At 48.1% G+C, this 21,575-nt stretch carries 10 protein-coding genes and 1 pseudogene; 5 read left to right on the top strand and 6 right to left on the bottom strand.

Annotation, left to right across the window (positions count from 1 at the left end):
* From iscB to hisD, 6 genes and pseudogenes are all read right to left on the bottom strand, one after another.
* Nucleotides 1-608: RNA-guided endonuclease IscB (gene iscB, locus P5683_RS14030; protein ID WP_315645485.1), on the bottom strand; the 608-nt coding region annotated here is incomplete at its 3' end.
* Between the two features lie 406 nt (nucleotides 609-1,014).
* Nucleotides 1,015-1,482 carry an HNH endonuclease signature motif containing protein gene (locus P5683_RS14025; protein WP_315651201.1) on the bottom strand — a complete coding sequence of 156 codons (468 nt, stop codon included), beginning with the start codon at nucleotides 1,480-1,482 and terminating at the stop codon, nucleotides 1,015-1,017.
* Nucleotides 1,483-1,497: 15 nt separating this feature from the next.
* A pseudogene (locus P5683_RS14020) lies at nucleotides 1,498-1,632 on the bottom strand (group II intron maturase-specific domain-containing protein); the annotation flags it as partial.
* Between the two features lie 774 nt (nucleotides 1,633-2,406).
* Nucleotides 2,407-7,716, bottom strand: a complete 5,310-nt coding sequence (locus P5683_RS14015) for a PAS domain S-box protein (RefSeq protein WP_315640217.1) — start codon at nucleotides 7,714-7,716, stop codon at nucleotides 2,407-2,409.
* A 228-nt stretch (nucleotides 7,717-7,944) separates the two neighbouring features.
* Nucleotides 7,945-8,376: a universal stress protein gene (locus tag P5683_RS14010; RefSeq protein WP_006667929.1), complete on the bottom strand. Its 432-nt coding sequence runs from the start codon at nucleotides 8,374-8,376 to the stop codon at nucleotides 7,945-7,947.
* A gap of 48 nt (nucleotides 8,377-8,424) precedes the next feature.
* Nucleotides 8,425-9,738 carry a histidinol dehydrogenase gene (gene hisD / locus P5683_RS14005; RefSeq protein ID WP_008056952.1) on the bottom strand — a complete coding sequence of 438 codons (1,314 nt, stop codon included), beginning with the start codon at nucleotides 9,736-9,738 and terminating at the stop codon, nucleotides 8,425-8,427.
* A 322-nt stretch (nucleotides 9,739-10,060) separates the two neighbouring features.
* Between hisD and rpsT the strand changes: the two genes are divergently transcribed.
* The 5 genes from rpsT (at nucleotide 10,061) to P5683_RS13980 (ending at nucleotide 21,173) form a co-directional block, all read left to right on the top strand.
* Nucleotides 10,061-10,378 carry a 30S ribosomal protein S20 gene (gene rpsT, locus P5683_RS14000; protein WP_035759876.1) on the top strand — a complete coding sequence of 106 codons (318 nt, stop codon included), beginning with the start codon at nucleotides 10,061-10,063 and terminating at the stop codon, nucleotides 10,376-10,378.
* Between the two features lie 193 nt (nucleotides 10,379-10,571).
* Entirely contained in the window at nucleotides 10,572-11,378 is an 807-nt protein-coding gene (locus P5683_RS13995; protein WP_006621695.1) for a TatD family hydrolase, read from the top strand.
* A gap of 176 nt (nucleotides 11,379-11,554) precedes the next feature.
* Nucleotides 11,555-14,863: a DNA-directed RNA polymerase subunit beta gene (rpoB, locus tag P5683_RS13990; RefSeq protein ID WP_315640218.1), complete on the top strand. Its 3,309-nt coding sequence runs from the start codon at nucleotides 11,555-11,557 to the stop codon at nucleotides 14,861-14,863.
* 148 nt (nucleotides 14,864-15,011) lie between these two features.
* The gene (locus P5683_RS13985) at nucleotides 15,012-16,904 is read left to right on the top strand and encodes a DNA-directed RNA polymerase subunit gamma (RefSeq protein ID WP_006621698.1); all 1,893 of its coding nucleotides are present in this window, start codon (nucleotides 15,012-15,014) and stop codon (nucleotides 16,902-16,904) included.
* A gap of 183 nt (nucleotides 16,905-17,087) precedes the next feature.
* Entirely contained in the window at nucleotides 17,088-21,173 is a 4,086-nt protein-coding gene (locus tag P5683_RS13980) for a DNA-directed RNA polymerase subunit beta' (protein ID WP_006621700.1), read from the top strand.
* Nucleotides 21,174-21,575 lie beyond the last annotated feature (402 nt).

Below are 21,575 nucleotides of genomic sequence, written 5' to 3'. Positions count from 1 at the left end.
CCACACTGGTGTTGCCATTTCGTCAAGAGATATTCTCTCAACTCGTATCCAAACAAAACCCCTTGCTGGTATTCAACTCCAGATATTTCCGGGTTGAGCAGTTTTTGGGTGTCAAATCGTACTAACTCCATTGATATGTCCGTTATCGGGCATGAGGAAATCAGTCGATTGACCGAGGTCAAGGTGGTTTCAACTCGATGTTTGAGGCTGGGAGCCAACCATCCATATGCGCGCTTTCTGTTATTGAATCTGGCTTGACGGTAGCGAGTTTTTCGGTAACGACGGTGGCGACGAACCACGCGACGTGCAGTTAACTTGGCTCGGATTCTATCTCCTCTATGAGCCAATTCAGCCCCCCAGATAACTGTGTCCCGACTCTGATTAACTAAGGCAATACCCGTCACTGATGCCCCTGGATCTAACTTAATCCGACTAGGTTCATTGACCGGGTTCTCAACGGTTTTCTTGAGGATAATTGTAAATGGATAAGTCCTAAACACTGCGGCTAAACCCTGCTTCAAAAGCTTTCTGGCTCTGGCCGGATGAGTGGGACTTAACGGTTGCCCCAGTGTGTCAACCACAAAAACGTAATTTTGGTAATTTGGCATTTAAGCTATCTCCCAGATGGGGTAATGTTTGCCTCGGTCATGTTAAAGGGGCTTTTTACGTCTAGCTCACTCGAGATTGCCAATCCACTCATCTCGTTCCTTAAAGATAGACGACAGAGCAACAGGCTGGCGTTCACCTGTGGGTGTCATCACCCCCTTAACGTAGGTCTAATCCTGGACCTGCATCTTGCAGACTCTGTGAGGAGTAATTTCCGGCAGGAGCCAGAAATTACCGGATTTTATGCAAGAGTCTGGTTTCACGATCGCTTAATCACCCCCCAGGAATCCCCGACTATATCCTGGCAAACCATTAGGGGTCGAGAATGGAGTCGCCTCCATTCCCTCCCATTCAGAACCGTACATGAGACTTTCACCTCATACGGCTCCTAGTCTGACTGCTCCATTGTTAAGGAACAGCTCTGGCATTGTCAAGTGCCGTTTGATCATCGCGGGTGTGGCGGTGTAGTAGTTGAAGGTTTTTGTATTCATCCTTTCCGCCTTGGCTTCGAGGTACAATGTGGTCTACTTCAACTATATCTGTTGGTGCGACATACAATCCACACCATTTACACTTGCCTTTTTGCTTTTTGAGTAGTTTTGCTACCCTGTTAGGCGTGTCGATTGCTTGTCCTTTTCTGGTTGCCCAGTAAGTCCAGTTTCCGTCGTAGGGTGTTGCATCGGGGCGTATTGGGGTGTGTCTGACCAATGGAGTCCAGTTATGTTTCCATAGTTGGAATCCATCTTTAGTTTGGAATAACCAAGATTCATGCCTTTCTTTCCCATTACTAAGTCTAACCGTTCCATGTCTGAAATAGTTTGTTAGCTTTTCGTGGTTTGCCTTTCCGCATCTTGATACTGTCCATGCCCGTAACATTAGCCAGGTTATATGGTCTAGCTTAACGAAGGTCTCTGATGAGACGACCCCTGAATAGTAATTTGACCATCCCCGAATAATTGGGTTTAGTTTGCTTATCAGGGCTGATTGAGGTGCTGTTTTAAGTTGTTTTATTACACCTTTAATCACTTCTTATATGGGCATTCCATCTTTAGATTTGTCCTCAGAACCGGGGTACTTTTAAAGGTCTATGTAGGTAGTGCAACAAGACTCCTACTTTTCCCCTTACTCTTTTAAGCGCAGCGTATCAACCTATTTCGCTACTTAATTAGTTCTGATGGTTCAAGCCGGACATTCGGTCTCCCTAATCATGGATGGTTGGCAGTGGTCGCATCTGGTAGTAGGTTCTACTTCACGCCTTCCGTTCCCCGCTTCAATCTGACGGGGTGTGATTCCTGAAACTGGGGGTGGCTATCGCCGTTACTCTTTCCCACAATCGCCCAAGTGGTTTTAATCCTCCGTGTTATATAGTTGAGTATTGCGATTTTCTTTGTGGAATTAACCTTGAGTTCCCTGCCTTGCTTTCGCTTTGGGACATATAAACAGTTATAGGGATGGTCAGGTGTGCTATCCTTATATTCAAACAAGGGGTTTAAATCCACTCCAGGCAGTTATTTCGGGCATTGCAGCCCTATTTGATGCCTGAACGTCTCGCACTGTTACCATAATTATAACCTTTAGATGGTAGCTAACTAAAGATTTTCCTGAGAAATTCGCCGATCGCTTTTCAGCCCTAGGGTGGTCAAGTTCACCTACCTAATAGTAAATCCTAGGTTAGACGTTGGACGTGGGGAATAGCCAACATCAGGGTCTTCCGCTCGCTTTGTGAGACGACATAGATCTACAGATTTTCCGGACAACTACTTCCACCCAGTAGGGTGGCCCTGATCCTGATGATAATGCTTAGACGGCATCAGTTTTCTGATGCAGGGCATCTTCAGAAGAATTTAGGAGATCTTGAATCGTCATGGTTAACTGTTTTAATCTCACTGGTTTACTCAAGTATTCATTAGCCCCCGCTAGTAAACAGGCCTTCCGATCGCTTTCCATGGCCAAAGCCGTTAAGGCAATGATGGGCGTTGTCGCTAACTCTGGAATCTCCCGAATCCGTTTCATCGCCTCTAGTCCATCCATTCCCGGCATTTGAATATCCATCAATATCAAATCAGGAGATAAAGCCACAGCCTGATTAATTGCCTCCTGACCATTTTTCGCCAACTCAATCCGGTAGCCTTTCGCGGTTAAATAGCTGGAAATCGTGCTGATATTCGCTTCATTATCTTCCGCTAAAAGCAGCAAAGGCGCTGCATTTGGGGTTGATGGCGTTTCCACATCATTAGGGTTTAAATCCGCCTCCGAGTCCATCCGTTGGGGAATCATCACAGAAGCCTGATAGGGTAAATCGATACTAAAACAACTACCCACCCCCACTTCACTGGTTAAACCCACCCGACCGCCATGCAATTCTACAATTTGTTTTGTCAAGGCCAAACCCAAGCCAGTTCCTTGATATTGGCGATTCAAGGCGCTGTCAATTTGCATAAACGGTTGAAACAGCTTCTTGATATTTTCTGGGCTGATACCAATGCCAGTATCTCTCACCGAAAACCGGAGATATGGGCTTTCTCCCTCCGCTTCTCTTGGTGGGGGCAATATCACTTCTAAGGTGATGCTTCCCCCTTCTGGGGTAAATTTAACCGCATTATTGAGCAGATTAATTAATACTTGACGGATGCGCCGTTCATCGAGTATAATATCAGGCAAATTTAAGGGCAGATTAACCGAGAGTTGAATCCGTTTTTTCAGGGCTTGCTGTTTGATGAAGGCGATACTGGATTTACACAGAGGCGCGATCGCCGTGGGGGAACATTCTAACTCTACCTGACCCGATTCTATCTTCGCCACATCTAAGATATCATTAATCAAAGCCAGCAGGTGAGAGGCGCTCCGTTCCACGGTTTGCAGGGCTTTCAGTTGTCTGTCATTCACGGGACCGAACACCTCCTCATGTAGCCCTTCCGTCATGCCTAAAATGGCATTGAGGGGGGTGCGGAGTTCATGGCTCATATTAGCCAGAAACTCATCCTTGAGACGGGTAGCGCGGATTAGTTCCTGATTGCGTTGAGTAAGCTGTTGTTGCGTCTGTTGACGTTCTCTGAGTTCCTGTTGCAACTGCTCAAACAGATTAGACTGTTGAATAGCGATCGCCAACTGGAACGAGAATTGCTGCGCCAAATCAATATCCGACTGTTCCCAATGGCGGGGGCCGTCACATTGATGAATGCACAACAGTCCCCATAAGACATCTTGACAGATAATCGGTATCACTAAGTTAGCCCGCACCTGAAACTGAGATAAAATATCTACATGGCAGTTTTCTAAACCGTCGTGGTGGATATCATCCGCCACATAATAACGTCCTTGAGCGTAGAGACTGGCATAGTTTTCCCCAAAACAATGGTCATGGACGGGGATAGCCAGCACCGAGGGGAAGTCATTAACCACTGACTCCGCCACAAACTCACCGTCGTCATAGCCAGAGTCGGGGTAAAATTTGAAAATACCCACTCGGCTCCCTTGCAGACAGTTGCAAATCTCTCGAGAGGCGGTGTCAAAAATGGTGGGTAAATCCAGGGATTGACTGATGCGTTGATTCGTCTCCCGCAAGAGCCGTTCTCGTTGCGCTTGCTGCTCAATGGTTTGTTCGGCTTTTTTGCGATCGCTAATATCCGTATGAGTGCCGATAAACCGCAGTGGTCGTCCCTCAGCATCCCGTTCCACCATGCGCCCTTGGGCTAAAATCCAGCGATAGGAGCCATCTTTACAGCGCAGACGATGTTCATTGCGATACAACTCCGTTTTTCCTTGAATATGTCGCTCCACGTCCTGGTAAACTTGGGCTAAGTCGTCAGGATGAACCCGACTTTGCCACTCCGTCAACCGGTTCTCAATCTCATGCTCCTGATAACCCAGCATGGATTTCCATTGTTTATTGAACCAAAGTTCCCCCGTCTGCATCTTCCAATCCCAGAGTCCTGTATTCGCCGAAGCCAGACCCAGTTCTAAGCGCAGTTTACTTTCTTGCAGAGCCTGTTCTGCTTTGGTGCGTTCCTGAAGTGCCGCTTTCTGGGCGCTAATATCCACCACTACACAAACAGAACTCTCATCAGTTTGAGATAACATCGCCACCCCAATTAACACAAACACCAAATGTCCATCTTGATGCCGATAAGCCTTTTCAAAGGGGTGAATAAATCCAGATTGGCGTAGATGTTCGATCGCCTGCAAATCCAACTCTCGATATTCAGGGGGTGTGATTTCTGCCCAGTTGATTAAACCCATAGGCCGTTGGGCGCGGCTATAGCCCAACATCTCTAAAAAGCGATCATTAGCCTCGATGATGTCTCCGGCAAAATTGGTAAACATCATCCCCACTACGTTGGAGTCAAACACCCGCCGAAAACGAGTTTCACTGGCTTGTAAGGCGGCTTCAGCTTGGCGGATGTCGGTGATATCTAAATTCACCCCAATCATGCTGATGGGCTGACCCGCTTCATCCCGGACAACTAACCCAGAGGCTTTAATATAGTGGAGGCTGCCATCGGGATGCAGGACGCGAAATTCGGTGTTATAGTCAGCTTCTCCTAAAATGGCTTTCTGGAGGAGGTCTGCGGCGGCTTGGCGATCGTCGGGATGAACGCCATGAGACCAAACCTCGTAAGCTACCACAGATTCTGGCGACGAAAAGTATGACGAATTATCAACCCCATAGAGGGCATACATCTGCTCATCCCAAGTAATTTGATTTTGGCGAAGATCCCAATCCCAAAAGCCGATGTTTCCCGAAGATAAGGCAATTTTGAGCCGTTGGGAGAGTTGGAAAATTTCCGCCTCGGCTTGTTTGCGTTTGGTCATATCCCGGGCGACCCAAATCACCCGGCGATCGCTCATGGGAGAAATACTCGCTTCAAAATATATGCGGCGATCCTCCAGGTCGATTTGATACTCAAACGACACGGTTTTTCCGGTGGTTAAGGCTTCCAGAATCGGCAGTCGAGTGCGGGATTCGGCCTCGTCTTGAAATAGACAATCGAGGGTTTGATCGAGAATCTCGGTGGCTTGGGGCTCGAGTATTTGGTGGCGGGTGGGCATCACATTCACCTTGCGCGCATCGGGGGCAATGATTAAAACCAAATCCCCCATGGCTTCAAAGACGCTGCGTAACTCGGTTTCACTGCTGCGTAGTTTTTCCTCAAAGGCGGCGCGATCGCTAATATCCCGGAATATCCCTTGCACTATATGGGTCTGGCCCACTTTAATTAGGCTTCCTGAGATATCAACGGGAATTTCTGAGCCATCCGCCTTCAGAATCCGGGTATCCAACACCCAAAGCTGTTTTTCCTCAATAATCCGCTCCAAACTGCTAACAATGCGGTCTAATTCCTCGAGGGGATGGAGTTGGCTGATATGTAGGGGCGATCGCTCTAGGCTCAGTCCGCTGAAATCGTCGCGGGAGTAGCCGAATAAGTCCTCGGCGGCGCGGTTGGCTTCGATCAGGTAGCCTTCAGGGGTGGCTAGGAGAATGGCATCACTGGCTCCTTCCATGAGGCCACGATAGCGGGCTTCCCGAGCCTGTAACTCGGCGGTGCGTTGCTCGACTCGGCTTTCAAGTTCGCTATTTAAAGATGCTAGGGCGAGTTGAGCCTTTTGGCGCTGCCTAATCTCGTTCTGGAGTTGTTCATGTTGGGTGGCTTGTTTGAGGGCGATCGCCAATTGGATCGAGAGCGCCTGCAAGAGTTCGATTTCCCCGGTTTGCCAATCTCGGGGCTGATCTCGGTGACTGGTGATCATCAACCCCCAGAGGCGATCGTCTACCACAAGCGGCACCATCAGCTTGGCTCGGATATCAAAGCTCAATAATAGCTCCTGATGGCACAGGGTCATGGAGTCATCATAAATGTCTCGCACCACCCGCACGCGACCTTGGCGATAGGGTTCGAGCCACTCTCGAGTCACACAGGGGTCATTGGCTTGACTGTGCAGCACCGAACGACCACCGGCCATAATCGATTCGGCAATGACGGAACCGCTCAAATCGTCTTCAAACTTGTAGATAATCACGCGATCGCAGCTCAACACCTGCCGCACTTCATCCACCGCCGTCTGGAGAATGGTGGCTAAGTCCAGGGAATTGCGAATGGTTGTGGAAATATTCAGCAGCAGGCGATCGCGCTGGGCCTGAGTTTGAATCCGCTGAGTTTGTGCGGCCACCTCCTCTTGTAGTTCCTGGTTGCGACGTTCCCACAACGCCAGTTTTTCGGCTTCTAGGCGGTTGACTTTTTGTTTGAGGTTTTCTGCCAAATTATAGAGTTCAATGGGGTTAAACGCCCGTAGAAGGGTGGTTTGGGTGACGATTCCCACTAGGTTCCCCCGTTCTCCAGTGACCACCACCCGCCGAATCCGCCGTTCCTCCATCTGTTGCTGGGCTGCCCACAGAAACTCATCCGGTCGCACTGTAAACAGGGGAAAACTCATCACCTCTTGGGCGCTGGTTTCCCTGATCGCACCACCGACAGCCTGGAATTGCACAATATCCCGCTCGGTGATGATTCCCACAGGACGCTCTATGGGTGGGTTGTCGGCCGGATCGAACTCGGTGATAATCACGCAACTGACTCGGTTTTGGGTCAATAACTGAGCAATATCTAGCAGGGTGCGATCGGGGGGTGATGTCACCACGTCCTGAGCCATTACTTCCCCCACTGACCGCAACCGCATCAAGTCCACCGGACGGGTCAGCCTTTGTAGGCTTTCGTGGCTAATCAAACCGAGCAGGCGATCGTGGTCATCGACAATGGGTAAATGGCGCAAGCCACGCTTTTGCAGAAAGTCAATGATCGCAAAAATATCAGTTAGTTCCGACTGCTGTAGGGTGATAACCGGTTGGCTCATTACCTCGCCTACCAACAAACTTTGCAGGGGTTGCTGTTGGGCTGCCAGACGCACAATATCCCGCTCGGTGACAATACCGACAATGCGATCGCTTTCTGTGACGACTATAATTGAACTGCTGTCTGATTCACGACTGGGATTACTCATCAAGGCGATCGCCTCTTCCACTGTCGCTTCGGGGGAAATAGTTAACACATTAAGGGCGATCGCGGTTTTGGGGTCTATGGTGGTTTCCGTCGGACTCTGATTGTAATCAACCATCAGCGCAAGGATCTAGGGATGTTTAAACCCAGCATAACCCCGAAGTTCGGAATTTGTCGATCATGATCATGATAGCTTTCTAGTTCCGCCCTCAAGTATGCAGCTTTCGCGCTCATCAACCGCTCCAGTCAATCGCTATCCCCTAAATATTTTCGACCTGTTTTTCTGGGAAAAAAAAACCGGTTAGCTAGTTAATCTCCGCTAGTCCGGCATTTCACACCATGGTTATTACACCTTTTCTTTCACTACCAAAACTGAACAATTAGCATCGGCTACTACTTGGGAACTAACGGACCCTTGTAATACTCGGCTAAGTCCAGTTAATCCGCGACTACCAATAATAATCAAATCAGTTTTATAGATATTAGAAAGCCGGATAATTTCTTCGGCTGGATCTCCCTGGACAATTTCCACATCACTGGGAACAGCTAACTGTTTCTGATAGCTGCGTAGATAATTCTCGATATCCCAATAGGCTAACTCTTCTGATGAGCTAGGATGGGGGCGATCGGCAATTGGATCTACATCAGGCCCTGTAGTTGAAACCACATGGGAGAATATCACATGGGTTGTGGGTTCCAATTGTAGTTGCTTTAAGGCATTCATCATTATCTCCATAGAAGGGGAATCATCAATAGCAACCAAAATTGTCCTCAGCATTGGCAACTTCTCCTCACATTAAGCTGACATAGAAATCAGCAACACCCGCTAAAAATCCCCATCTCCCTGATTTTTCGTCCGCAGACGAACAGAATCTGCATGGGATGGTAGCCCTTCTGCAGTAGCCAAAATATTAACAGCATTTGCGACTTTTTGCAGCGCCTGCGGAGAATATTCAATCAAACTGGAGTGTTTCATAAATACTTCCACCCCTAAAGCCGAAGCATACCTAGCCGCACCTGAAGTGGGTAGGGTGTGGTTAGGACCTGCTAAATAATCTCCCACGGCTTCCGGGGTCGAACAACCTAGGAAAATTGCCCCCGCATGGCGAATGTGTTCTAATAGTTCCCACGGCTCCTCAACTTCTAGCTCTAGGTGTTCGGGAGCAAATTCATTAGATAACTGAGCGGCTGCTTCTAGGGAGTCCACCACCACCACTAAGCCATAGTGAGCGATCGCCTTTTCCGTCATAGTTCGGCGCGGGTGATGCTCAAGCTGTCGTTCCACCTCAGCCACCACCTGACGAGCCAAAGCGGAGTCTGTCGTCAACAAAATCGCCGCCGCCATTGTATCATGTTCTGCCTGAGCGAGCATATCCGCGGCCACATGAACAGGGGAGGCGATACTATTGGCAATAATTAGCACCTCAGACGGTCCCGCCAGCGAGTCAATACCGACAGTACCATAAACCAATTTTTTCGCCAGCGTTACATATATATTACCCGGACCTGTGATCACATCAACTTTCGGCACAGTTTCCGTACCATAAGCCAAAGCAGCGATCGCCTGAGCGCCACCTACCCGATAAATTTCCTGGACTCCAGCTTCCTGAGCCGCCACCAAAATCGCCGGACTAATCTTATTATCAATGCCTGGGGGAGTTACCATCACAATGCGAGGCACTTTAGCCACATTAGCCGGAATAGCATTCATTAAAACCGTACTGAGATAGCACGCTTGGCCTCCCGGCACATATAAACCCGCCCGGTCAACAGGGGTGTATCGTTTACCTAAAACCACATTATCATCGCCAAACTGAACCCAAGACTTAGGAACACGCTGGCGGTGAAATGCCTCAATCTGTTTTTTTGCTAACCGAATTGCATCGAGAAGTTCGCAATTAACCTGTTGATAAGCGACATCCAACTCCGAAGCACTCACCCGCAACTGTTCCAGGGTCAGAGTTTTGTGGTCAAATTCTTGGGTGTAGTGTAGCAGTGCTTTATCCCCTTGTCGCTTCACGGTTTGCAGAACTTCTCGCACCGTAGCTTCTTTATGGATAACAGTATCATCATGGGTACGACTGGCGATGCGTCGCAGTTCTGATTGTGCTTCAACCCACTGAGTAATAATTCGCAGCATGGTGATTAGGAGTGCAAACCGTAGAAGTTACTAGCCAAAACGCAAGGGAATTGAGCAACCCGGATGGGGCTAAATTTCTTTTATACCGAATTAAGCCGAACCAGGTCAGCCTAACTTTCAGTATAACCCGCGTTTGTTATATAGTGTAACGCGGATTCACAGACTCTGCCTGACTCCGAGATCTTCAGCCCTCATCTGGACTTTTGCGCCCCCGTATTGGCAAAATAAAAATTTAATGCACAAATTCCCCTATTGACGTGCTATATTGGTATTTCTGGAAATCTTGATTATCAAAGATCCGCGTAGTCCTACACCGGAAGCCATGGCCAACATCAAATCTGCCATTAAACGAGTCCAAATTGCTGAACGCAATCGGCTGAGGAATAGAACCTATAATTCAGCCGTCAGGACTCTCATGAGAAAATATTTTGCCGCTGTTGAGCAATATGCGGCTAATCCCAGCGATGAAGCGTTGCAGGAAGTCCAGCAGCGGATGTCAGCAACCACCAGTAAAATCGATAAAGCCGTTAAGGTAGGTGTTCTGCACCGGAACAATGCGGCACGGAAAAAATCGAGATTAGCTCGGTTCTTGAAACGACACCAGCCTAATTCTAGCGCCCAGGAAGCGACAGCCTCCTAGGGGGAAACCTCGTGCCGTCCGCGAGTATGTCAGCAAGTCGCACTGAAGTGAGGGGTTGAAAAACCTATAACTTCAGTGGATGGCTATGCTAAATGGGATATCCCAGAAAACGGTGATCACCAAAAATCCAACAGTGTTGGCTAAAATATTAGCCGAAAGGCTGGGAACTATGCTGAAGGACAGATAGCACCAGATGCAGCTAATTGATACTCACGTTCACATTAACTTCAAGAGTCTGGCTACAGACCTCGGAGGTATCCGGCAGCGATGGCGGTCTGCTGGAGTGGTGTCTTTGGTACACTCCTGTGTTCATCCAGGGGAATTTGCCGAAATCAGGGCGATCGCCGACCAAGTAGAAGAACTATCCTTTGCCGTAGGGTTGCACCCTCTGGATACAGAGAAATGGACAGAAACCACAGCCAGTGAAATTAGGACTCTAGCTGAATCTGATCCGAGGGTAGTAGCGATCGGGGAAACGGGGTTAGACTTTTATAAGGCTAAGGATGAAGCCCGTCAAAAGGAAATTTGCCAAGCCCAACTGGAAATAGCTCGCCAACTAAATAAACCCGTAATTATCCACTGTCGAGATGCAGCCGCCTCGATGGTGGAACTGTTGCGGGATTTCTTCGATGATAAAGATCATGGTCCCGTGCGAGGTGTTATGCACTGTTGGGGTGGAAGTCCTGAAGAAATGCAATGGTTTTTAGACTTGGGGTTTTACATTAGTTTCAGCGGAACGGTAACCTTTAAAAATGCTACCCAAATTCAGGAATCTGCTCGTCGGGTTAGTAGCGATCGGCTATTGATTGAAACTGACTGCCCCTTTCTAGCTCCGGTTCCTCGACGAGGTAAACGGAACGAACCCGCCTTCGTGAAATACGTTGCCGAAAAAGTATCCGAACTCCGTGGTGTATCCCTAGAAACTCTGAGTCAGCAGACTACTAAAAATGCCTCGGAATTATTTGGCTTGTCCGTCATTCCTAGTAAACTAACCCCCTAATCAAACAAATCAACTCCCAAATTTCCCCAATCGCCCGACAAGCCATTGAGCAATTGCCCAGAGGTGGGGATATATCGATACTCAATGGGGGCGATGATGTGGTAGGGGTAACCCTGATTTCGCCTAACCCTAACATACCAGCAGACCTTGAACATCCCAGCAGACCTGTACAAACCATGACAAACACAACCCAATCCGAATCGGCATTTGGACTTCCTGATTTAATTGAAATTCAGCGATCGAGTTTTCGTTGGTTTTTAGAAACCGGGCTAATTGAAGAATTAGAAAGTTTCTCGCCCATCAGTGATTATACAGGGAAACTAGAACTGCATTTCTTAGCCAGAGATTACAAGCTGAAACAGCCCAAATATGACGTAGACGATGCCAAACGGCGGGATAGTACATACTCCGTGCAGATGTACGTTCCTACCCGGCTAATAAACAAAGAAACCGGGGAAATTAAAGAGCAGGAAGTTTTTATCGGAGACCTGCCCTTAATGACCGAACGTGGCACGTTTATTATTAACGGAGCCGAGCGGGTTATTGTTAACCAAATTGTGCGGAGTCCGGGGGTATACTACAAATCGGAAATCGATAAAAACCAACGACGTACCTATAGCGCCTCCCTCATCCCTAACCGAGGCGCTTGGTTGAAATTTGAAACCGATAAAAATGATCTAGTTTGGGTAAGAATTGACAAAACTCGCAAACTATCGGCTCAGATACTTCTGAAAGCCCTAGGATTGACGAATAACGAAATATTTGACGCATTGCGGCACCCAGACTACTTCCAAAAAACCATCGAAAAAGAAGGGGAATTTAGCGAAGAAGATGCCCTGATGGAGTTGTATCGAAAACTGCGACCAGGGGAACCTCCCACCATCACCGGGGGAGAACAACTTTTGCAGAATCGCTTCTTTGACCCGAAACGCTATGATTTGGGTCGGGTAGGACGGCATAAACTGAACCGGAAACTAAGGCTAAGTGTGCCAGATAGCACCAGAGTCCTAACTCCCACTGATATTCTATCGGCGATCGACTACCTGATTAACCTAGAATACGACATCGGCGAAACCGATGACATTGACCACCTGGGTAATCGTCGGGTGCGTTCAGTAGGGGAACTATTGCAAAACCAAATCCGAGTAGGTTTAAACCGTTTAGAAAGAATTATTCGGGAACGGATGACCGTTGGCGATGCCGAAACCCTAACCCCCGCCTCCCTAGTGAACCCGAAACCTTTGGTAGCAGCCATCAAAGAATTTTTCGGGTCTAGCCAACTGTCCCAATTTATGGATCAAACTAACCCCCTAGCGGAATTAACCCATAAACGGCGTTTATCTGCCCTAGGTCCCGGTGGCTTAACACGAGAACGGGCTGGCTTTGCGGTGCGTGATATTCACCCAAGCCACTATGGTCGTATCTGTCCCATCGAAACCCCAGAAGGACCGAACGCGGGTCTAATTGGCTCCCTGGCTACCCACGCCCGGGTTAACCCCTACGGCTTCATCGAAACCCCTTACTATCCCGTAGAAAATGGACGAGTGCGCCGAGATTTGCTTCCGGTGTATATGACGGCTGACGAGGAAGACGATCTACGGGTAGCACCAGGAGACATTAGCTATGACTCCGAAGGACATATCCTCGGCGACCTAGTTCCGGTGCGTTATCGTCAGGACTTCACCAAAACCAGCCCCGACCAAGTGGACTATGTAGCGGTTTCCCCGGTGCAAATTGTCTCGGTAGCTACCTCCCTAATTCCCTTCCTAGAACACGATGACGCTAACCGTGCGCTGATGGGTTCCAATATGCAGCGCCAAGCAGTTCCGCTGCTGCGTCCTGAACGTCCGTTTGTAGGAACGGGACTAGAAGCACAGGCGGCGCGGGACTCAGGTATGGTGATTGTATCTCGTACTGATGGAGAAGTCAGTTATGTGGATGGCGCGAAAATTCGGGTGATTGACCCAGACGGCTGGGAAATTGAATATGAACTGCAAAAATACCAACGGTCTAACCAAGATACCTGCTTAAACCAGCGCCCCTTAGTCTATGAAGGCGACCAAGTAGTGGCAGGTCAGGTGTTAGCTGATGGTTCCTCGACGGAAGGGGCAGAATTAGCGCTGGGTCATAACATTTTAGTCGCATATATGCCCTGGGAAGGCTACAACTATGAAGACGCAATCTTAATCAGTGAACGTCTGGTTTATGACGATATTTATACGTCAATCCATATCGAAAAATTTGAGATTGAGGCGCGACAAACCAAACTAGGACCCGAAGAAATTACCCGCGAAATACCCAACGTCGGGGAAGACTCCCTGCGACAACTTGACGCTTCCGGGATTATTCGCATTGGCGCTTGGGTAGAGTCGGGAGATATTCTGGTAGGAAAAGTTACCCCGAAAGGAGAGTCGGACCAACCCCCAGAAGAAAAACTGCTGCGGGCTATCTTTGGAGAAAAAGCTAGGGATGTGCGGGATAACTCCCTGCGGGTTCCTAATGGTGAAAAAGGCCGGGTGGTCGATGTGCGGGTGTTTACCCGAGAACAAGGCGATGAACTGCCCCCAGGAGCTAATATGGTGGTGCGGGTCTATGTGGCACAAAAACGTAAAATTCAGGTGGGAGACAAAATGGCGGGCCGCCACGGTAATAAGGGGATTGTCTCGCGTATTCTTCCCATTGAAGATATGCCCTATCTCCCGGACGGTCGGCCGATGGATATCGTCCTGAATCCCCTGGGTGTGCCTAGTCGTATGAATGTAGGTCAAATCTTTGAGTGTTTGATGGGATGGGCGGGAGAAAACCTGAAACGACGGTTTAAGGTGATCCCGTTTGATGAAATGTTTGGTCAAGAAATGTCCCGTGAGACAGTCCACAGTAAACTTAAAGAAGCCCGCGAAAAACTCAAAAAGGATTGGTTATTTAGTGAGGAATACCCAGGCAAAACTATTGTTTATGACGGCCGCACGGGAGAAGCCTTTGACCAACCGGTAACGGTGGGTATCGCTTATATCCTCAAGTTGGTTCACTTGGTGGATGATAAGATTCACGCCCGGTCTACTGGTCCTTATTCTTTGGTGACTCAACAGCCGTTGGGTGGAAAGGCACAACAAGGCGGTCAGCGGTTCGGAGAAATGGAGGTGTGGGCATTGGAAGCGTTTGGGGCAGCTTATACTTTGCAAGAGTTGCTAACGGTTAAGTCTGATGATATGGCAGGCCGTAATGAAGCTCTAAATGCGATCGTTAAAGGCAAAGCTATCCCTCGACCAGGTACGCCAGAATCGTTTAAAGTGCTGATGCGGGAGTTGCAATCTTTGTGTTTGGATATTGCAGCTCATAAGGTGGAAACTAACAAAAAGGATGGTGCTAGTAAAGATTTGGAGGTAGACCTGATGGCTGATGAGCCTCACCGGGTCAGAACACCTTCTAAGCCTACATACGATTTGAGCGTCATTGATGACGACGATCAGGGTAACCGGTTGTAGGTCAATTCATCTGCTGGGGCGGGTTCAGAAATTGGGTAGGTGGACTTGATGGCTGATTCGGAAAGCATCACCTACAAGCACCTGCCCCTCTCCGCGCACCCGCGACGATGGAACGGTTTTTTGTGTTAGCATTCAATGTACAAGAATTATGCCTAAGATAGAGCAACGTTTTGATTACGTTAAAATTGGGTTAGCGTCTCCAGAACGCATCCGACAATGGGGAGAACGTACTTTACCCAACGGTCAAGTGGTAGGGGAAGTTACCAAGCCCGAAACTATTAACTACCGTACCCTCAAGCCGGAAATGGATGGGTTGTTCTGTGAGCGTATTTTTGGACCGGCTAAGGACTGGGAATGTCACTGTGGTAAATATAAACGAGTTCGACATCGGGGGATTGTTTGCGAACGTTGCGGGGTAGAAGTTACAGAATCGCGGGTGCGACGACATCGCATGGGCTTTATTAAACTGGCGGCTCCGGTGACTCATGTTTGGTATCTCAAGGGTATTCCTAGCTATATGGCGATTTTGCTGGATATGCCTCTGCGAGATGTGGAACAGGTGGTTTATTTTAATGCCTATGTGGTATTGAATCCGGGGAATGCTGATAATCTATCCTATAAACAACTGCTGCTGGAAGAACAATGGCTGGAAATTGAGGAGCAGATTTACGCAGAAGAAGGCGAACTGGTTGGGGTGGAAGTGGGTATTGGCGCTGAGGCGATCGCCCGTTTATTGGAAGATATCCCCCTAGAAGAAGAAGCGGAAAAATTGCGAACGGATATTGCTAACGCTAAAGGTCAAAAACGCGCCAAGCTGATTAAGCGACTGCGGATCATTGATAACTTTATCGCCACCAGTTCTAAAACGGAATGGATGGTTTTAAATGTGATTCCGGTAATTCCCCCGGATTTGCGACCGATGGTTCAGTTAGATGGGGGTCGCTTTGCTACTTCTGACCTAAACGACCTCTATCGACGGGTGATTAACCGTAATAATCGCCTGGCTAGGTTGCAGGAGATTTTGGCGCCGGAAATTATTATCCGCAATGAAAAGCGAATGCTACAAGAAGCGGTGGATGCCTTAATTGATAATGGTCGCCGCGGTCGGACTGTGGTGGGTGCTAATAACCGACCTTTGAAATCTCTCTCGGATATTATTGAGGGTAAACAAGGCCGCTTCCGTCAAAACTTGCTGGGAAAACGGGTTGATTATTCGGGGCGTTCTGTGATTGTGGTGGGTCCGAATTTGAAAATGCACCAGTGCGGACTACCTCGGGAAATGGCGATCGAACTTTTCCAGCCTTTTGTGATTCATCGCCTGATTCGTCAGAATTTGGTTAATAACATTAAGGCGGCGAAAAAGTTGATTCAACGCGGCGATCCGAGTGTTTGGGATGTGTTAGAAGAGGTGATTTCTGGACACCCAGTTATGCTTAACCGTGCGCCAACTCTCCACCGCCTGGGAATTCAGGCTTTTGAACCTATGCTGGTGGAAGGAAGGGCGATTAAATTGCATCCCCTGGTCTGTCCGGCTTTTAACGCTGACTTTGACGGTGACCAAATGGCTGTTCACGTTCCTTTGTCTATTGAGGCTCAGGCGGAAGCGCGTTTGTTGATGTTGGCTAGTAATAATATTCTGTCTCCGGCTACGGGAAGACCTATTGTTACTCCTTCTCAGGATATGGTTTTGGGTTGCTATTATCTGACTGCCAAAAATCCGAAGGCGGTGCGAGGAAAAGATCGCTATTTCAGTAACCTGGAAGATGCTTGCGTGGCTTATACTCACGGTTTGCTGGATTTACACGCTGAGATTTGGGTGCGTTTTGATGGGGAGGTTGACCTAGATGAACCTGAAGAAATTGACGGAGAGGAAAAGTCGGCTGATGGAAGCAATCTGACGAAATTATACAGGGGTCAAAAAAGTGGCAATTTGACCAGGAGAGTTCGAGAAGATAAGGACGGTAACATGATTTCCCAATATGTGCGGACAACGGCTGGTCGAATTATCTTCAATAAAACCGTGCTAGATGCTCTGGTTTAACAATGATTAAAGGCAGATATGATGTCTGCCTAGAGGGGTAAGGGCGGGGGACTACGCGGAGCCATAGCCAAGGTTAATGCCGTGAACCCGCCTCTCCCCAAAAAACGCCTCGCGAGGGGAAATTCCTGGGGAAAAAATCAGGACTACGGCTTTAAAAATTTTGCACTTTGAATGTGAACTGCTATGTCTGACAATAAAAAAATCTTCCGCAACCGAGTTATCGATAAAGGTCAACTGAAAAAATTGATGACCTGGGCTTTTATGAATCATGGGAGCGCGGTCACGGCTCAAGTAGCTGATGAGTTGAAGGATTTGGGATTTAAATATGCTACGAGAGCGGGGGTTTCAATTAGTGTTGATGACCTGCAAATTCCGCAGTCAAAAAAGGATTTATTAGAGGAGGCAGAAGAGGAAATTCGGCGCACAGAACGGCGATACACGAAGGGAGAAATCACGGAAGTAGAACGTTTTCAAAAAGTAATTGATACCTGGAACGGTACGTCGGAGGCTCTGAAGGATGAAGTAGTGCGGAATTTCCGCTCGACAAATCCCCTGAACTCGGTCTATATGATGGCGTTCTCTGGTGCGCGGGGTAATATCTCCCAAGTCCGTCAATTGGTGGGAATGCGGGGTTTGATGGCTGACCCTCAAGGGGAAATTATTGACCAGCCGATTAAAACTAATTTCCGGGAAGGATTGACGGTAACAGAATATATTATCTCGTCTTACGGGGCGCGGAAAGGATTGGTAGATACGGCGCTGCGGACGGCAGATTCGGGATACTTGACCAGACGGTTGGTGGATGTGTCTCAGGATGTGATTCTGCGGGAAATTGACTGCGGTACGGAACGGGGAATCACTCTGGGAGATATGACGGACGGCGATCGCATTTTGATTCCCCTCAAAGACCGCCTTATGGGTCGCGTCTTGGGTGAGGACGTAAAAAACCCAGAGACCGGGGAAATTATTAGCTTTGGAGAAATCCGCGCTGTTCGCAATCAAGTCGTTTGTGATGACCTAGCCTCCGCTATCTGTAATGCTGGGGTGAAAAAAGTTTTTGTGCGATCGCCTCTAACCTGTGAGGCGAACAGATCCGTATGTCGCCACTGCTATGGCTGGAGTTTGGCTCATGCGGAAATGGTAGACTTAGGAGAAGCGATCGGTATTATCGCGGCTCAGTCTATCGGGGAACCGGGAACTCAGTTGACTATGCGGACCTTCCACACCGGAGGCGTATTTACCGCTGAAGCGGCTGGGTTTCTCCGCGCTCCCTTTGATGGGACTGTTAAATTTCCGAAAACTCTCCGTCTGCGTGCTTTCCGTACCCGACACGGGGATGACTCCTTCCTGGCTGAAAGCAACGGTTATCTCACGGTGGAAGGGAAAGACGGGAACAAGCGCATTAACATCAGCCAAGGCTCTACGGTGGTGGTTCACGATGGACAAGCGGTTAACGCCGACCAAGTCCTGGTGGAAATTATGGCTGGGGGACGAACCGCTCGCAAAACTACTGAAAAAGCCACTAAGGACGTAGCAACAGATTTAGCCGGAGAGGTTAAGTTTGCTGACGTTGTACCAGAAGAAAAACTCGATCGCCAAGGAAATATGACCCGCATCGCTCAACGGGGTGGCTTGCTGTGGGTCTTAGCCGGAGAAGTTTATAACTTACCCCCCGGCGCAGAACCAGTGGTCAAAAATGGCGATCGTGTGGAACCAGGTAGCGTCCTGGCTCAAACTAAACTGCAAACCGAACATGGCGGTATTGTCCGCATTACCGATGATAATGACATAGACCCCGCCACTGTAGCCACAGAAACACTCGCTGATGGTATGATCACCACCTCCTCCGGTGAGGAAAATGCTCTACCACGGGAAATTGAAATTATCACCGCCTCTGTACTTTTAGACCAGGCTTTGGTACGTCTCCAATCAGAGTTGGGACGGGAACAATATGTGATTGAAACTAACAGCAATCACCGTTTCTCCCTCAAAGTTACACCCGGTAGCAAGGTCGAAAATCATGAAGTGATCGCGGAATTGATGGATGATAGCTACCGCACCACTACTGGCGGGATTATTAAATACGCTGGCGTGGAAGTTGCTAAACGCTCCAAAGGTAAACAAGGCTATGAGGTGACTTCTGGGGGAACCTTATTATGGATTCCTGAAGAGTGTCACGAAGTGAATAAGGACATCTCTCTGTTAATCGTTGAAGATGGTCAATATGTCGAAGCCGGAACAGAGGTAGTTAAAGATATCTTCTGTCAGAGTAAAGGGGTCATTGAAGTTACCCAAAAGAACGATATCCTTCGCGAAATTGTCGTCAAACCAGGGGAATTGCATCTGGTCGATGACCCCGAAATGGTAATGGCGATCGATGGTCAAATTAAAAACGCCGGAGAAGAAGTTATACCAGGAGTTACAGCCACAGAACTTAATTATGTTGAGTATGTGGAATCTCCCGAAGGTCCCGCCTTGCTATTGCGTCCCGTCGTGGAATTTCATGTTCCAGAAACTCCCCCAGTTCCCTCCCAGGAATCCCTCAATCAGTCTATCTCTCTCCAAGCAGTACAACGTCTATCTTATAAAGACGGCGAGCGGGTTCGGTCTGTCGAAGGAGTCGAACTGTTGCGTACTCAGTTGGTAATTAACATCGGTACCGAAGCGCCTCAGTTGGCGGCTGATATCGAGTTGATTCCCGATGAAGATAATCCTGAGATTATGCGCCTCCAATTGGTGATTTTAGAGTCTTTGGTGATTCGGCGCGATATTATCGCTGATTCCACCCAAGGTAGCACCCGGACTCGCTTACTAGTCCATGATGGTCAGGAAATTGAACCAGGCGCAGTCGTCACTCGCACCGAAATTCTCGGTAAAGATGGCGGTGTCGTTGGCGGTATTCGCTCCGGTGCTGAAATTCTCCGCCGCTGTCTCATTGTTCGTGACACCGATATGATGACCATTCAACTACCCGATGGTGTCACTCCTACTGTTAAAGTCGGTCAACTGGTAGTAGAAGATTCCGAAATTGCACCTGGAGTTAAATTGTCCCAGTCTGGCCAAGTTGTGGCTATTAACCAGGATGACTCGGAAACATCAATAGTTCTCCGTATTGGAAGACCCTATCGCGTTTCCTCCGGCGCGGTTCTGCATTTGAGCGATGGCGATTTGGTCCAACGGGGTGATAATTTGGTGCTTTTGGTTTTTGAGCGACCCAAAACTGGGGATATTATTCAGGGTCTACCTCGTATTGAGGAACTTCTGGAGGCTCGTAAACCTAAAGAGGCTTGTATTTTGGCTAAACAACCCGGTACGGCTCAGCTGGAGGTTTTTGATGATTTGGTCCAGTTGCGCGTGATTGAGTCTGGCGGCGCTGCGACTGAATATCCCCTTACTCCTGGTCAGACAGTTATTGTCTCTGATGGACAAACCGTTGATGTCGGACAGCCTCTCACTGATGGTCCGGCTAATCCTCATGAAATTCTGGAGGTGTTCTTTAACTACTATCTGGAACAGGATGGGATGGTTTATGAGGCGGCTCTCAAGAGCTTCCAAAAGTGTCAGATTTTCCTGGTTAATGAGGTTCAATCGGTTTATCAATCTCAGGGTATTGATATTTCCGACAAGCATATCGAGGTGATTGTCCGTCAGATGACCTCTAAGGTTCGCATTGATGATGGCGGTGATACTACTACTCTTCCAGGAGAGTTGACGGAACTTCGTCAGGTTGAACAGGTCAATGAGGCTATGTTTATTACTGGCGGCGCTCCCGCTCGCTATACTCCTGTTCTGTTGGGGATTACTAAGGCTTCTCTCAATACTGACAGCTTTATCTCCGCCGCTAGTTTCCAAGAGACTACTCGCGTCTTAACTGAAGCTGCTATTGAGGGTAAGTCGGACTGGTTGCGAGGTCTCAAGGAAAATGTCATCATCGGACGACTAATTCCTGCTGGTAGCGGTTTTAATGCTTATGAAGACCCGGTTTTGGCGGAAGAGTCGGTTATGGATGAGGAACCTTACAGCTACCTCGAAGATGATGTTAATAATGATGATTTGCGGGAAGATGTAATTCTTGATGACCACTCGGCTCGCGCCTACAGTGACCAGGCTATGTTCTCTGATGACCTCGTAGATAATGAGGATGATGAGGATAATGAGTTTGCTATCAATGATGATTCTGATAATTTCCCTTTAATTGATGACGACGATGAAGAACCTTTCTCGTCTGCTATCATCACTGATGACATCCTTGATGACGACGATTTCTAACACCGTGCCTAATTAGGCAATAAACAAGAGTAGAGACAAAGCGTACCTTGTCTCTACTTTTTTGTTACGGAAGTTATGTTAAGTTTTGTAACGAAAAATTAACAAATGCTGCAAAAATTTTTTTTTGGGGGGAGTGGTTGCTTTTTGCGGGGAGTTATGGTATACTGCTAAATAATTCAGATATTGGAAATTTTAATAATTTAACACAAATTACAATTATAAAAAAGTATATCTTGATGATATAGCATTAGTCAAGGTGGTTAGGACGCAGCTTGACTAATGCTATACCCGATGATACAGCCTTTACACAAAACACAAAGTACAGTATAATGTATGGCTATTGTATCAGTTATCACAACCAACTACCATGAGCCGTTACTCTTTAGATTTTCGGAAAAAGAT

It is taken from the genome of Limnospira sp. PMC 1279.21 (assembly GCF_032349615.1).
GTDB lineage: Bacteria > Cyanobacteriota > Cyanobacteriia > Cyanobacteriales > Microcoleaceae > Limnospira > Limnospira fusiformis.
Note: the sequence above shows the minus strand (reverse complement) of the source record. Positions and strands in the feature narration are given on the sequence as shown.

What these genes read in the sequence shown, in the direction of transcription:
- rpsT (WP_035759876.1), top strand. Translation starts at nt 10,061, where the DNA reads ATGGCCAACATCAAATCTGCCATTAAACGAGTCCAAATTGCTGAACGC.
- P5683_RS14025 (WP_315651201.1), bottom strand. Translation starts at nt 1,482, where the DNA reads ATGTTACGGGCATGGACAGTATCAAGATGCGGAAAGGCAAACCACGAA.
- rpoB (WP_315640218.1), top strand. Translation starts at nt 11,555, where the DNA reads ATGACAAACACAACCCAATCCGAATCGGCATTTGGACTTCCTGATTTA.
- P5683_RS13985 (WP_006621698.1), top strand. Translation starts at nt 15,012, where the DNA reads ATGCCTAAGATAGAGCAACGTTTTGATTACGTTAAAATTGGGTTAGCG.
- P5683_RS13995 (WP_006621695.1), top strand. Translation starts at nt 10,572, where the DNA reads ATGCAGCTAATTGATACTCACGTTCACATTAACTTCAAGAGTCTGGCT.
- hisD (WP_008056952.1), bottom strand. Translation starts at nt 9,738, where the DNA reads ATGCTGCGAATTATTACTCAGTGGGTTGAAGCACAATCAGAACTGCGA.
- P5683_RS14015 (WP_315640217.1), bottom strand. Translation starts at nt 7,716, where the DNA reads ATGGTTGATTACAATCAGAGTCCGACGGAAACCACCATAGACCCCAAA.
- P5683_RS13980 (WP_006621700.1), top strand. Translation starts at nt 17,088, where the DNA reads ATGTCTGACAATAAAAAAATCTTCCGCAACCGAGTTATCGATAAAGGT.
- P5683_RS14010 (WP_006667929.1), bottom strand. Translation starts at nt 8,376, where the DNA reads ATGCTGAGGACAATTTTGGTTGCTATTGATGATTCCCCTTCTATGGAG.